This window comes from Streptomyces sp. NPDC059224 (assembly GCF_042754285.1).
In the GTDB taxonomy this organism is placed as follows: Bacteria; Actinomycetota; Actinomycetes; order Streptomycetales; family Streptomycetaceae; genus Streptomyces.
Genome location: NZ_JBHZAN010000043.1, coordinates 1 through 13,139 on the forward strand (window position 1 = coordinate 1; position 13,139 = coordinate 13,139).

General features: G+C 70.6%; 12 protein-coding genes. 6 read left to right on the plus strand and 6 right to left on the minus strand.

The window, feature by feature from the left end:
• The first annotated feature begins 88 nt into the window (after positions 1–88).
• On the plus strand, positions 89–535 hold the full coding sequence (locus ACFXI4_RS36750) for a DUF2550 domain-containing protein (RefSeq protein WP_384999612.1): 447 nt from the start codon (positions 89–91) through the stop codon (positions 533–535).
• A gap of 75 nt (positions 536–610) precedes the next feature.
• On the opposite strand, the gene ACFXI4_RS36755 is transcribed toward ACFXI4_RS36750, so the two are convergent.
• Positions 611–2,434 (minus strand): glycosyl hydrolase family 18 protein, encoded by a 1,824-nt coding sequence (locus ACFXI4_RS36755; RefSeq protein ID WP_384999615.1) that lies wholly within the window; start codon positions 2,432–2,434, stop codon positions 611–613.
• Between the two features lie 184 nt (positions 2,435–2,618).
• Positions 2,619–3,191 (minus strand): cob(I)yrinic acid a,c-diamide adenosyltransferase, encoded by a 573-nt coding sequence (locus ACFXI4_RS36760; RefSeq protein WP_362726401.1) that lies wholly within the window; start codon positions 3,189–3,191, stop codon positions 2,619–2,621.
• Positions 3,192–3,480: 289 nt separating this feature from the next.
• On the opposite strand from ACFXI4_RS36760, the gene ACFXI4_RS36765 reads away from it, so the two are divergent.
• The 3 genes from ACFXI4_RS36765 (at position 3,481) to ACFXI4_RS36775 (ending at position 7,760) form a co-directional block, all read left to right on the plus strand.
• A complete protein-coding gene (locus ACFXI4_RS36765; RefSeq protein ID WP_384999620.1) occupies positions 3,481–4,329 on the plus strand; it encodes a 3-hydroxyacyl-CoA dehydrogenase family protein in 849 nt (282 codons plus the stop codon).
• A 208-nt stretch (positions 4,330–4,537) separates the two neighbouring features.
• Positions 4,538–4,861, plus strand: coding sequence for an STAS domain-containing protein (locus ACFXI4_RS36770; protein WP_186284954.1), 324 nt, complete (start codon positions 4,538–4,540; stop codon positions 4,859–4,861).
• Between the two features lie 355 nt (positions 4,862–5,216).
• Positions 5,217–7,760: an ATP-binding protein gene (locus ACFXI4_RS36775; protein ID WP_384999623.1), complete on the plus strand. Its 2,544-nt coding sequence runs from the start codon at positions 5,217–5,219 to the stop codon at positions 7,758–7,760.
• Positions 7,761–7,835: 75 nt separating this feature from the next.
• On the opposite strand, the gene nucS is transcribed toward ACFXI4_RS36775, so the two are convergent.
• Positions 7,836–8,507: an endonuclease NucS gene (gene nucS, locus ACFXI4_RS36780; RefSeq protein ID WP_362725289.1), complete on the minus strand. Its 672-nt coding sequence runs from the start codon at positions 8,505–8,507 to the stop codon at positions 7,836–7,838.
• A gap of 300 nt (positions 8,508–8,807) precedes the next feature.
• On the opposite strand from nucS, the gene ACFXI4_RS36785 reads away from it, so the two are divergent.
• Complete coding sequence (locus ACFXI4_RS36785; protein ID WP_351321987.1) at positions 8,808–9,200, plus strand: SCO5389 family protein; 393 nt, start codon at positions 8,808–8,810, stop codon at positions 9,198–9,200.
• A gap of 106 nt (positions 9,201–9,306) precedes the next feature.
• Here the strand turns inward: ACFXI4_RS36785 and ACFXI4_RS36790 are convergent, their stop codons facing one another.
• Complete coding sequence (locus ACFXI4_RS36790; protein WP_362725283.1) at positions 9,307–10,335, minus strand: LLM class flavin-dependent oxidoreductase; 1,029 nt, start codon at positions 10,333–10,335, stop codon at positions 9,307–9,309.
• Positions 10,336–10,557: 222 nt separating this feature from the next.
• Here ACFXI4_RS36790 and ACFXI4_RS36795 point away from each other — a divergent pair, with 222 nt between their 5' ends.
• Positions 10,558–10,899, plus strand: a complete 342-nt coding sequence (locus tag ACFXI4_RS36795) for an ATP/GTP-binding protein (RefSeq protein ID WP_384999628.1) — start codon at positions 10,558–10,560, stop codon at positions 10,897–10,899.
• 13 nt (positions 10,900–10,912) lie between these two features.
• Here ACFXI4_RS36795 and ACFXI4_RS36800 read toward each other — a convergent pair whose 3' ends face one another.
• Positions 10,913–11,794, minus strand: coding sequence for an ABC transporter permease (locus ACFXI4_RS36800; RefSeq protein WP_362725294.1), 882 nt, complete (start codon positions 11,792–11,794; stop codon positions 10,913–10,915).
• On the minus strand, positions 11,791–13,050 hold the full coding sequence (locus ACFXI4_RS36805) for an ABC transporter ATP-binding protein (protein WP_384999631.1): 1,260 nt from the start codon (positions 13,048–13,050) through the stop codon (positions 11,791–11,793). The genes ACFXI4_RS36800 and ACFXI4_RS36805 overlap by 4 nt, the downstream gene beginning before the upstream one ends.
• Positions 13,051–13,139 lie beyond the last annotated feature (89 nt).

A 13,139-nucleotide genomic window follows, 5' to 3' on the forward strand; every position in this document is an offset into this window, starting at 1 on the left:
GACCGGAGCCATCCGGTCCCAGCCGCGGCTGAGGTAGATCTGGGTCTTTTTACGTTCCATTACCTAGGAGACGAGGAGGTCGGTGCCGATGGTCCTCGCTCTGACTGTGTGCGGAATCGTGGTCGCGCTCGTGGTGGTGGGACTCTTCCTGTTCGGGCTGCGGCGCAGACTGATCCAGCGCTCCGGTGGCACCTTCGACTGTTCGCTGCGCTGGGACGTACCCGAGAAGACGGACACCAGCGGCAAGGGCTGGAGCTACGGCGTCGCCCGCTACAACGGCGACAGCGTCGAGTGGTACCGCGTCTTCTCCTACGCCTACCGCCCCCGCCGGGTCCTGGCACGCGACCGCATCGAGGTGGCCGGCCGCCGTCTCCCGGAGGGCGAGGAGGAGCTGGCCCTGCTCTCCGACGCGGTGATCCTCACCTGTGTCCATCGGGGCACCCGCCTCGAACTCGCCATGAGCGAAGACGCCCTGACCGGATTCCTCGCGTGGCTGGAAGCAGCCCCGCCAGGACAGCGGGTGAATGTGGCGTAGCCACATTCACCCGCTGGGTGGGGCTCCCCCCGGACTAGGTCCGGGGGGAGCGCCGGTGTCGCTCGGGACCCGTTGTCACAGGTTCGCGTTGATGGCGCTCACCAGTTCGCCGTCGCTCGTGTCACCGCTGAACTCCCAGAAGAACGCGCCGCCGAGTCCCTGGGTCTTGGCCCAGCTCATCTTCCCGGCGATCGTGGCGGGAGTGTCGTAGGACCACCAGTTGTTGCCGCAGTAGGCGTACGCCGTGCCCGCGACCGTGCCGGTGGCGGGGCAGGACGTCTTGAGGACCTTGTAGTCCTCGATGCCCTGCTCGTAGGTGCCCGGCGCCGGACCGGTCGCCGAGCCGCCCGGTGCCGACTGGGTGACGCCGGTCCAGCCGCGGCCGTAGAAGCCGATGCCGATGAGCAGCTTGCTCGCCGGGACGCCCTTCGACTTGAACTTGGCGATCGCGTCGGCCGTGGTGAAGCCGGGCGTCGGGATGCCGGTGTAGGTGGTGAGCGGGGAGTGCGGGGCGGTCGGGCCGTCCGCGTCGAAGGCGCCGAAGAAGTCGTACGACATCACGTTGTACCAGTCGACGTACTGGGCGGCGCCCGCGTAGTCGGCGGCGTCGATCTTGCCGCCGGAGGTGCCGTCCGCGGTGGTGGCCGCGGTGACCAGGTTGTTCGAGCCGAACTTGGCGCGCAGTGCGGCCATCAGGTTCTTGTAGGCCGCGGCCCCGCTGGTGTCACAGCTCAGCCCGCAGGCGTTCGGGTACTCCCAGTCGATGTCGATGCCGTCGAAGACATCGGCCCAGCGCGGGTCCTCGACCAGGTTGTAGCAGGAGTTCGCGAACGCGGTCGGGTTGGCCGCGGCCTGCGCGAACCCGCCGGACCAGGTCCAGCCGCCGAAGGACCACAGGATCTTGATGTTCGGGTACTTGGCCTTCAGCTCGCGCAGCTGGTTGAAGTTGCCGCGCAGCGGCTGGTCCCAGGTGTCGGCCACGCCGCTCACCGACTGGTCGGCGGTGAACGCCTTGTCGTAGTCGGCGTAGGAGTCGCCGATCGCGCACTGGCCGTTCGTCACGTTGCCGAACGCGTAGTTGATGTGCGTGATCTTGGCGGCGGAACCGGACGTCACCAGGTTCTTGACGTTGTAGTTCCGGCCGTAGATGCCCCACTCGGTGAAGTAGCCGAGTTTGACCTTGTCGCCGGTGGGCGGGGGAGTGGTCGTACCGCCGGTGGTGTGGACGGAGACGGCGCCGCTGACCGGGCCGGTCTGGTTCGCGGTGTCGCGGGCCTGGACCGTGTACGAGTAGTCGGTGCCGGCCGTGAGACCCGAGTCGGTGTACGACGTGGTCGTCACGGTGGAGACGACCCTGCCGTCGCGCAGCACGTCGTAGTTCTTGACGCCCTTGTCGTCGGTGGCGGCGGACCAGCTCAGCTTCACCGAGGTGTCGGTGACGGAGGAGGCGGTCGGGGTGCCGGGCGCGGAGGGCGCCGCGTCACCCGGGACGGTGGTGCCGCCGTCACAACTTGCGCCGTTGAGGAGGCAGTTGCTCGGGGAGCCGGAGCCCGCGCCGTTGAAGCCGAAGGAGACCGAGGCGCCGGGGGCGATCGAGCCGTTGTAGGACTTGTTCTTGGCGGTCCAGTGGGTGCCGGAGGACGTCACGTCCGCGTCCCAGGCGGAGGTGACCGAGGTGCCGGAGGGGTAGTCCCACTCGACGGTCCAGGAACTGATCGACGTGGTACCGGTGTTCTTGACGGTCCACTGGCCGCCGAAGCCGGTACCCCAGTCCTGGGTCTTGGTGTAGGTGGCGGTGGCGGTGGTCGCGGCCTGGGCGGGGCCCGCGAGACCGACCAGACCGGCCAGCGGGAGCAACAGGGTCGCGAACCCGGCCGCGGCTCTGTGTCTGAAGCGCATCCTGCGCCTCCTATGGGGAGTTGGGGGGCGCGACTGAGCCTTCGCACCCACAGTGCCGCGAGAATAGAAAGGTCTGGACCACCGGTCAATAGGTCTGGACCACTATCCGGAAGCGGGTGTCGTCCCCTCCAACTCCTCTATAGACTGGACCGCTTGCCGCCCGGCCGGGTGGTTCCGCCCGGACTCAGCGCTCCCCGCCCGGTACCCACAGCACGTCCCCGACGTCCTTGTTGGCCGTGCGGGCCAGGATGAACAGCAGGTCCGACAGCCGGTTGAGGTAGGTCGCGGTCAGCGGGTTCATCACCTCCCCGTGCACCTCCAGCGCGGCCCACGTCGACCGCTCGGCCCGCCGTACGACGGTGCAGGCCTGGTGGAGCAGGGCCGCGCCGGGGGTGCCACCGGGCAGGATGAACGAACGGAGCTTGTCCAGCCGCTCGTTGAAGCGGTCGCAGTCCGCCTCCAGTTTGTCGACGTAGAACTGCTCGACCCGCAGGGGCGGGAACTCCGGGTTCTCGGCCACGGGCGTGCACAGGTCCGCGCCGACGTCGAAGAGGTCGTTCTGCACCCGGGTGAGCACCTTGACGACCTCCTCGTCCAGCCCGCCCAGCGCGATCGCCGCGCCGATCGCCGCGTTCGCCTCGTTGGCGTCCGCGTACGCCGAGATCCGCAGATCGGTCTTGGCGACCCGGCTCATGTCCCCGAGGGCGGTGCTGCCCTGGTCGCCGGTCCTGGTGTAGATGCGCGTCAGATTGACCATACGACCAGCGTAGTTACGCCCCGGCGGTCCGGAACGCGCGTGTGCCCACCGTCACGGCGGGTGTCGCGAAGGTGACGGCGGCCGGCCGGCCGCGGACGGGCGAGAACGCGCTCAACGACGCGGTGTGTGGCCGGGAACGGACCGCGTCGCGGGGCACGGCTGACCGGACGTGACGGTTGTCTCACACCTTGAGACCGTGACACGCATTACTTACCGGGTTTCCCGGCCCCTCGCGAGCGCTAGGGTCCCGCCCAAGAGGCATACCTCAACAGCGTGTAAGGGGAGCGGAGTGGCACGGAAACTTGCCGTCATCGGTGCCGGCCTGATGGGTTCCGGCATCGCCCAGGTCGCCGCACAGGCCGGCTGGGACGTGGTCCTGCGGGACGTCACCGACGAGGCGCTGGAGCGTGCCGTCGGGGGCATCCAGGCCTCGTACGACAAGTTCGTGAGCAAGGGGAAGCTGGAGGCGCACGACGCCGACGGCGCCCTGGCCCGCATCACCACGACCACCGACCTGGACGCGGTCGCCGACGCCGACATCGTCGTCGAGGCCGTCTTCGAGAAGCTGGAGGTCAAGCACGAGATCTTCCGTGCGCTCGACAAGATCGTGCGCCCGGAGGCCGTGCTCGCCTCCAACACCTCCGCCATCCCGATCACGAAGATCGCGGCGGCCACCGAGCATCCCGAGCGGGTCGTCGGCGTCCACTTCTTCTCGCCGGTGCCGATGATGCAGCTCGTGGAACTGGTCAGGGGCTACAAGACCAGCGACGAAACGCTCGCCGCCGCACGCGAGTTCGCCGAGTCCACCGGCAAGACCTGCATCGTCGTCAACCGGGACGTCGCCGGGTTCGTGACCACCCGGCTGATCTCGGCGCTGGTCGTCGAGGCCACCAAGCTCTACGAGTCGGGCGTCGCCACCGCCGAGGACATCGACCTGGCCTGCAAGCTGGGCTTCGGCCACGCCATGGGCCCGCTGGCCACGGCGGACCTCACCGGCGTCGACATCCTGCTGCACGCCACGGGCAACATCTACACCGAGTCGCAGGACGAGAAGTTCGCACCGCCGGAGCTGATGCGCCGGATGGTTGACGCCGGTGACATCGGGCGCAAGAGCGGGCAGGGCTTCTATACGTACTGAAACATCAGTGCGCCATCGGCATGGCATTAGTACGGAAATATTCTGAACCGATTCCGAAAACGCACAAGGCTCGAGAGTTTCACTCTCGAGGGTGAATTCGGTATCGGTTCGCTTACAGATGGCAACCTCTGGCCGTCGAACGCAGTCAGAGGTTGCATCACCGGACATCACTTTCACGGACTAGGACACGCACTCTCGGGGAGCGCATATGCACATCAGGGGCGACCACGCCGAGCTGGTCGTCGGGGGCCGCCTCGACGTTCGCAGCGCGGCGGACGCCCGCACGGTCCTGCACTCGGCCGTCGACGACGGAGTCGGCGATCTGGTACTGGACCTGTCCGAGCTGGATTCCTGGGACGCCACCGGACTCGGGGTGATCATGGGGGCCCACCGGCGGGCCGGCCGCTGCGGCCGCCGTCTGGTGCTGCGCGGCGTGCCGCCGCAGATGCAGCGCCTGCTGGTGGCCACCAGGTTGCACCGGATCCTGGCGATCGAGGGGGGTATCGGGGTGGAGTCGCTGCCACGGGTGTGACACTCGGTGAGGGGCGCCAGGCCTGGACCGGGTGTGCGACGGCGACCGAGTGCGTGGCGGTGAACGGGTGTGCGGCGGTGAACGGGCGGGACGCGGTGGGAACCGGGCGGCGGGGCTGACCCGGACGGACCGCGCACAAGCGCATGTCAGGCGCAATCCTCACGAGACTGTGATGTCTTGGACGGCGCGGTACCCCGGACTGTCGTAGATACTGTGCGAAGGTTTAGGGTTCGGTCGCCCGCTGCCTTGTCACCCTTCGAGCGCGGGCCCGGACCAGAAGCGACAGTGCAGTGTGCAACAGGCCGGGAGGGGCCCGAATTCACGGCACACCACGCTTTTGGGGGGCTAGGAACCTATGGACCCGATCAACCCGGGACCCGAGGCGTACGGACAGGACGAGGGAGGTGTCTCCCGGCCGAGCCTGTTCGAGACCGGGTCGGGCGCCGCGCCGCGCCAGCGCCCGCCGAGGGAATCCCTCACCAACGACTTCGGCCAGAGCACGCCGGCGGTCGTCCGCACGGCGCGGCTGGTCTCCGGCGACTTCCTGCTGACCGTGAACCCGGTCGACGGCAGCGAGATAGAACCCTGCCCGCCGACCGAACGTCCCGCCGCACCGGAGAAGCGCACCGCCGCCGAACGCGCCGAGTACGAGCGCGCCGCCCGGCCGCCGGTGCCGCCCGGTCCCAGCCGGCCCGAGCTGCCGCTCCTGGAGCGCCAGGACGACCGCGAACGCCTGGTACGCCTGCTCGCCCGCGGCCGCTCCGTGCGCCTCACCGGCCCCGCGGGCTCCGGCCGCACCGCCCTCCTCGACCTGGTCGCCGACGACTGCTCGGACCTCGCCCCCGACGGCGTGGTCCGCCTCAACGGCTTCCACCGCACGTCCGAGGACCTGCTCCGCGACCTCTTCTACGCCGTCTACAAGGCGCCCGCGCACCGGCCCGGCCACGACGAGCTCCTCGAACTGGCCGGAGAGATCGGCGCGGTCGTCGTCCTCGACGACATCGAGTTCGGCGGCTCCGGACTCGACGAGCTGATCGACGCCACCCCGGAGTGCGCCTTCCTGATCGCCGCCACCCCGGACGTACCGGCGCCCAGTGCCGACTCCGCCGTCGAGGAGGTGTTCCTCAGCGGCCTGGAGCGGGCCGGGGGAGTGGACATCCTGGAGCGCGCGGTCGGCCGGGTGCTCAGCGAGGAGGAGGCCAACTGGGCCGGCGACCTCTGGTTCGAGTCCGAGGGCCTGCCGCTGCGGTTCGTCCAGGCGGGCGCCCTGCTGCGCCAGCGCGACCAGCTGCGGGCCAGCACCGGCGCCGTCGACGAGTTCGGCGTCTTCGCCTCCGACCTGTCCGACCTGTCCGAGCTGCCGGCCGACGCGCACTTCGACGCCGACGCGGCCGAAGAGATCCCGCTGCCGTCCCTCGGCGAGGCCGCCGCGCCCGCCCCGCTGCTCGCCGCCCGCCTCAGCGCCTCCGCCCGCGCCACCCTGCGCTTCGCGGTCGCCCTCGGCGGCGAGATCCCGCACCAGGCCCACCTGCCCGCCCTGGTGGGCGACACCCACGCGGACGCCGCCCTCGGCGAACTGGCGGGCTGCGGACTGGTCTCCCCGGTCGGCTCCCGCTACCGGCTCGCCGCGGGCGTCCAGCAGCAGCTGGAGGCCGCCGGGTACGCCGACGACATCGAAGCCCAGGCCCTCGCCGCCGGCCGGCACTACTCCTGGTGGGCCGGGCACCCCTCGGTCACCCCCGACCGGGTGTGCGCCGAGGCCGACGCGGTCCTCGCCGCCCTGGCGGTCCTCGTCCCGGCCACCGTGCCTCCGGCCGAGGGCGAGGAGTCCACGCCGGTGCGACTGGCCCGCACGGCCGCGCCCGCGTTCGCGGCCGGACTGCACTGGAGCGCCTGGGAACGTGTGCTCCGGGCCGGCGCGGAGGCGGCCCGCCTCTCCGGCGAGGTAGGGGAACAAGCCTATTTCCATCACGAGTTGGGGATACTCGCGCTCTGCGCCGACGAGCTGGACCAGGCCCGGGCGGAGCTGGAGGCCTCCATCGGGCTGCGTGGCGCGCTCTCCGACAAGCGGGGTACGACGGTCGGCCGGCGGGCGCTGGCGCTGGTCGCCGACCGCCTGGGCGAGGTCATTCCCAGCCTCGCCGCGATGGTGGGCGACGAGATCTCCGACGCCCGCCACGAGGAGTCGATATCCCCGGCGGGCGGTGTCACGACGCCCTTCCCGGCCGTCCACTCCCCGATCTCGGACACGGTGGTCACCCGCCGGGTCCCGGAGCACACGCCGGCGGCGCGGGGCGGCGGTCTCGTGCGCATGGCCCGCCGCAACCTGGTGGCGGTGAGCGCGGGTGTCCTGCTCACCGCGGTCCTCGGCACGGTGGTGGGGCTCGGCATGACCTCCCACGACAACGCCGACGACCCGGCCGACAAGGTGAGCGTCAACCCGTCGGCGGGTGCGGGCGACGGCGGCCTCGACGCCGATCCCAAGCAGTCGCCGGGTGCGGGCGACACGGGCATGACGTCCACCAAACCGACGGACCCCGGCCCCGACGGCACGCTCGGCACGTCGGACGATCCGACGCCGCCGTCGGACGAGGTGACCCCGTCGGAGACGCCGACCGGAACGAAGGGCTCTTCGGGCGGCGGAGGGACGTCGAGCAAGCCGTCAGTGAAACCGACCAAGCCGTCGTCCAGCCCGCCGACGAAGCCGCCGACGACACCGCCGTCCTCGACCCCCCCGTCCGAGACGTCGTCGGCCACCCCCTCGGAGAGCGCCTCCCCGAGCGACACCCCCAGCACGACCGACTCCGCCAGCGGCCCGACCTCCGACACCCCGACCGTCGTCACGTCGAGCGCGTCGGAGGGTGTCCGCCCGGGAACATCCACCGGCACGGTCATCTGAGCAACGCCCGAGGGCCGGTCTCCCGCGTGGAGACCGGCCCTCGGCCGTGTGGGGCGGCGGCCGGCCGGCCGGCGTTCAGAACAGCCGCAGCTTGTCGTCCTCCACGCCCCGCAGCGCGTCGTAGTCCAGGACCGCGCAGCCGATGCCGCGGTCGGTGGCGAGGACGCGGGCCTGGGGCTTGATCTCCTGGGCCGCGAAGACGCCCCGCACGGGGGCGAGATGGGGGTCGCGGTTGAGCAGGTCCAGGTACCGGGTGAGCTGTTCCACGCCGTCGATCTCGCCCCGGCGCTTGATCTCGACGGCGACGGTCTGGCCGTCCGCGTCCCGGCACAGGATGTCCACCGGGCCGATCGCCGTCATGTACTCGCGGCGGATCAGGGTGTAGCCCTCGCCGAGCGTCTCGATGCGGTCGGCCAGCAGCTCCTGCAGGTGCGCTTCCACGCCGTCCTTGATCAGACCCGGGTCCACACCCAGCTCGTGCGAGGAGTCGTGCAGGACCTCCTCCATCGTGATGATGAGCTTCTCGCCCGCCTTGTTGATGACCGTCCAGACGCCCTCCTCGCCGCCCGACCCCTCCTTGAGGGTGCACGGCGGCGACATCCAGTTGAGGGGCTTGTAGGCCCGGTCGTCCGCGTGGATGGAGACACTGCCGTCCGCCTTGACCAGGATCAGACGGGGGGCCGAGGGAAGGTGGGCGGTGAGCCGGCCGGCGTAGTCGACGGAGCACCGGGCGATGACGAGACGCATGGTCGGCAACGCTACTCGACGCCCCGCCCTCCACGCGATTCGCCCAGCCACCGTCAGACCGGCCTCCGACCGGCCGCCGCGACCGGTCCTGACGAGTCGCCTGCACACGCCTGTTCAACTCTGGCCGATTGTGTGCCTAAAGGGACCGTCGCATATACGCAATCTCCTGGTGGCGTCACCGTACGTTGCCTACCGTAGTGAACGGGAGGTCGCTGTGTGTGCACTCAGCGTGTCCGGTATCGCGAACTCCCCCTACCTGTCCGGCAACCCCTGCTGTTCGGGGGTGCGAGAGGAGAACCCATGTCGCTCGACGTCTCACCGGCCCTACTCGAACAGGCCGAGCGAGGCGAGGTCGACGAAGCAGATTTCGTCGACTGCGTCCGGACCTCCCTGCCTTACGCATGGGAGATGATCAGCTCCCTGGTGGCCCAGCTGAAGGTGGACGGCGGAGAGTTCGCCGACAACCAGACGCCCCCGCCGGACGAGCAGGCACGCGGTCAGCTGCTGCGTGCGCTCGCGAGTGACGCCATACGCGGCGCCCTGCAGCGGCACTTCGGTGTCCGGCTGGCCTTCCAGAACTGCCACCGGGTAGCGGTGTTCCCGCTGGACGCCTCGGTGGACGCGACGCTGGCCCGCTTCACCTCGGTGCGCAACCAACTGCTGAACCAGTCCCCGGAGCTCCGGGACTGCTGACGCGGAGCTCCGGTGCTGCTGACGCAGTGAGCCGCTTGCTTGCCGCTCCACACGCGGGAGGTGCAATAAGTCACTGGGGCGGCAAGCTCCCCGCGCAGTTGTGAGGTCACCGGAGGTGCGGCAGTACCTCGGCACCCAGCCGTCGTACGTTCTCCTCCGTGGCCGCAAGATCTCCCGAGCCCTCGGTCAGCAGGGCGAAACGGGAGATTCCGGTCCGCTCGGAGGTCGCCGCGAGCCGGTCGGCACACAGCCGCGGGGTTCCCACCGGGTGCAGTCCGCAGAGGAGTTCGGTGTAGGCCAGCGGATCGCGCATGGAGCGGAAGCGGCCGTCCACCGTCATATGGGCCTCCAGGCCCTGCTTGAGCCAGCCCGGCATCGCCTTCGTCAGCGTTTCCACGGCGTCGGTGCGCCGGTCGGCGATCTGGCAGACGCCGGCCGAGACGTGGGCCGCGCCGAGGATCTCCTCGGCGGGTCGTCCGGCGGCCCGCGCGTGCCGGCGCCACAGCGCGACCATTTCGGCCTTCTCCTCGTCCCCGACATGCATCCCGAGCAGCATCGCCAGCCCGTGCTCGGCGGCCAGCCGGACGCTCGCCGGGGAGGTGCAGGCGACCACCACCTCCGGCCCCGGTGCCTCCGTCAGCGCCTCCGACGGGCGCGGCACGACCGGGACTTCGCGGAAGGAGAAGCGGGGCCCGGAGGCCGACACGGCGGGTTCGCGCAGCCAGCGCATCAGCAGTTCGAGTGATTCCGGGAAGCCGTGTTCATACGCTTCGAGACCGGCCCCGAACACCTCCAGATCCACCCACGGCCCGCCCCGGCCCACGCCGAGCGTGAAGCGGCCGCCGCTCGTGACGTGCAGCAGTGCGGCCTGTTCGCCGAGCGCCACCGGGTGGACCGTCGGCAGTACGCTCACCGCCGTACCGACTCGCAGACGCCTGGTGCGGCCCAGCAGCAGAGCCGCCAGGGTGACCGCGGACGGACAGGTGCCGTACGGCACGAAGTGGTGTTCGGCCAGCCAGACCGCGTCCAGGCCGGCCTCTTCGGCCACCTCCGCCGTGCGCACCGCCCGGTGCAGTGCCTCCCCCTGGCCCTGGCCCGGGAACTGGGCCGCCAGGACAAAACTTCCTACGTGCATCGCATTTCCTGCTTTCCTGGCTCCTACTCGGAGCTCCCCCACCGGGCATAACCGTCTGACACGTGCCGAGGACACGGCCTGGCGAAGAGATTTGCGGATTGTCTGGAGAATGGGTCGCCGTGGAGGGGGACTTGTGGCGGTTGGTGCCCTTCGCGTACCCCCGAGCGCGCGTCGTAGGCTGGAGACAGCTCCTGCTTCCTGTATAGCCCCGTGAGGTGTCCTGTGTCCCCGCGTCGCAACCGAGCCAACGGCCCGAACGGAGCCTCCGCCTCCGCCCGGAGCGCCGAGGACGACCGCGCGGACCGCTACGGCGGCTGGCAGTCCAGCGAGAGCTGGCAGGGCGAGGAGTGGAGCGTGCGGCACGTCGCGGGTGCCAGCGCGATCGGCAAGACCTACCGCTGCCCGGGCTGCGACCAGGTGATCCCCTCCGGCGTCCCGCACGTCGTCGCCTGGCCGGAGCACTCGGGCGTCGACGAGCGCCGGCACTGGCACAAGGCCTGCTGGAACGCGAAGGACCGCCGCACCACACGGGTGCAGCGGTCCAGGAACGCGCCGAAGTTCTAGAGCGGGAGGAGACTCACACGTCCCGCTTCTCCAGCAGCAGGTACGCGCCGCCGAACGCGACGGCGGTCACGAGCAGGATGATCCACAGCGGGTCCCAGCCCGAAGGGCCGGAGTCGCTGAGGGAGTTGGAGTAGAAGACGCTCAGCTGGTTCGGGATCGAGTACTCGAACAGGGCCGTGCGCACCTTCTCCAGCGACGACGAGAACATGAACAGCGCGATCACCAGCGGGGCGAGCACCGCGCCGATCATGATGGTGATGGCGCCCGCCGAGTGCCGGATGACCGAACCGATGACCAGCGAGAGCAGCCCGAGCAGCGCGATGTAGAGGCTGACACCGACGGTGCCCTTCAGCCATTCCCCGCCGGTGGGCGTCCGCGCGACGTCGTTCAGCATCGAGACCTGCGTCATGGCCACGAACGCGCTGACCGCGAGGGTGATCACGAACGCGAGCCCGAAGAAGACGATCGCCTTGGCCGCGAGCACGCGCGCGCGGGAGGGGCAGGCGACCATCGTCGTACGGATCATTCCGGTGCCGTACTCGGAGGCCGTGGTCAGCACGCCCAGCGTGATGATGCACATGCTGCCGAGCAGCAGCCCGAAGAAGCCGAGGGACAGCGCGCTCTCGCCGGACAGGTCCTCGGTCGAGGCGGAGTTGCTGACCACCGCGCCGACGAGGAGCCCGATGCCGACGACGAGGAGCACGAAGACGCCGAGCGTCCAGATCGTCGAGCGCACCGAACGGATCTTCGTCCACTCGGAGGCGATGGCGTGGCCGAGGTGCGTGCGCACCACCGGGATCGGCGAGGTGTAACCGGGGTACGGACCGCCGGGCGCCGCCTGCCAGTCGGGCGCGGCCGGGGCTGCCTGCGGCATCGGGGGCTGGTGGGTGCTCATCGGGCGTCCTCGGGCTTGGTCAGGTCGGCGGGGCCGGCGGGGCCGGCGGGGCCGGCGGGGGCGGGAGTGTCGGAGGCCGGCTGTGGCACCGGGGCGGGCGCCTGGGCCGGGGCGGCGTACGGGTTGGGGCGGGGAGCGGCCTGAGGAGCCCCGTAAGGGGCCTGTGGGGCGCCGTACGCGCCCGCGGGCGCTCCCTGTGCGCCGTACGGCCCGGCGAACGGCTGACCGCCCTGCTGGGGCGGCGGCGGGGCGTACCAGCCCGGCTGGCCCTGCCCGGGCACCGGCATCGGCGGAAGGGCACCGGGCGGCAGGGGCTGCTGGAGGCCCGCCTTCTGGTCGATCGAGGACCGGTAGTCGACGGCGCCCTGCGTCATGCGCATGTACGCCTCTTCGAGGGAGGCCTGGTGCGGTGAGAGCTCCCACAGCCGTACGTCCGCCTCGTGCGCGAGGTCGCTGATCCGCGGCAGCGGCAGGCCGGTCACCCGCAGCGCCCCGTCCTGCTCGGGCATGACGTGGCCGCCGGCCTCGGTCAGCGCCGAGCCGAGCTTCTCGCGCAGCTGCGGTTCGGTGTCCGGGGTCCGCACCCGCGCGAAGTCGGCGGAGTTGGCCGAAATGAAGTCCGTCACGCTCATGTCGGCGAGCAGCTGGCCGCGCCCGATGACGATGAGGTGGTCGGCGGTCAGCGCCATCTCGCTCATCAGGTGGGAGGAGACGAAGACCGTACGGCCCTCGGCGGCGAGCGACTTCATCAGGTTGCGCACCCAGAGGATGCCCTCCGGGTCGAGGCCGTTGACCGGCTCGTCGAAGAGCAGCACCTGGGGGTCCCCGAGCAGCGCGGCGGCGATGCCGAGGCGCTGGCCCATGCCGAGCGAGAAGCCCTTGGAGCGCTTGCCGGCCACGCCCTGCAGGCCGACCACCCCGAGCACCTCGTCGACCCGGCGGGCCGGGATGGCGGACAGCTGGGCCAGGGAGAGCAGATGGTTGCGGGCGGACCGGCCGCCGTGCACCGCCTTGGCGTCGAGCAGCGCGCCGACCTGGCGGGCGGCGTTGGGCAGCCGCCGGTAGGGGTAGCCGCCGATCGTCACGGCGCCCGCGGTCGGGTTGTCCAGACCCAGGATCATCCGCATGGTCGTCGACTTGCCCGAACCGTTGGGCCCGAGGAAGCCGGTGACGGCGCCGGGCCGTACCTGGAAGGAAAGGTTGTAGACGGCGGTCTTGTCGCCGTAGCGCTTGGTCAGGCCGACAGCCTCGATCATGCTCCGCACCCATCGAAAGGATCAGGACAGCAGGGCAGACGCCCCCGTAAGGGTTAGGAGGATATCGGGGCGCTGACGGTTCCCATCAA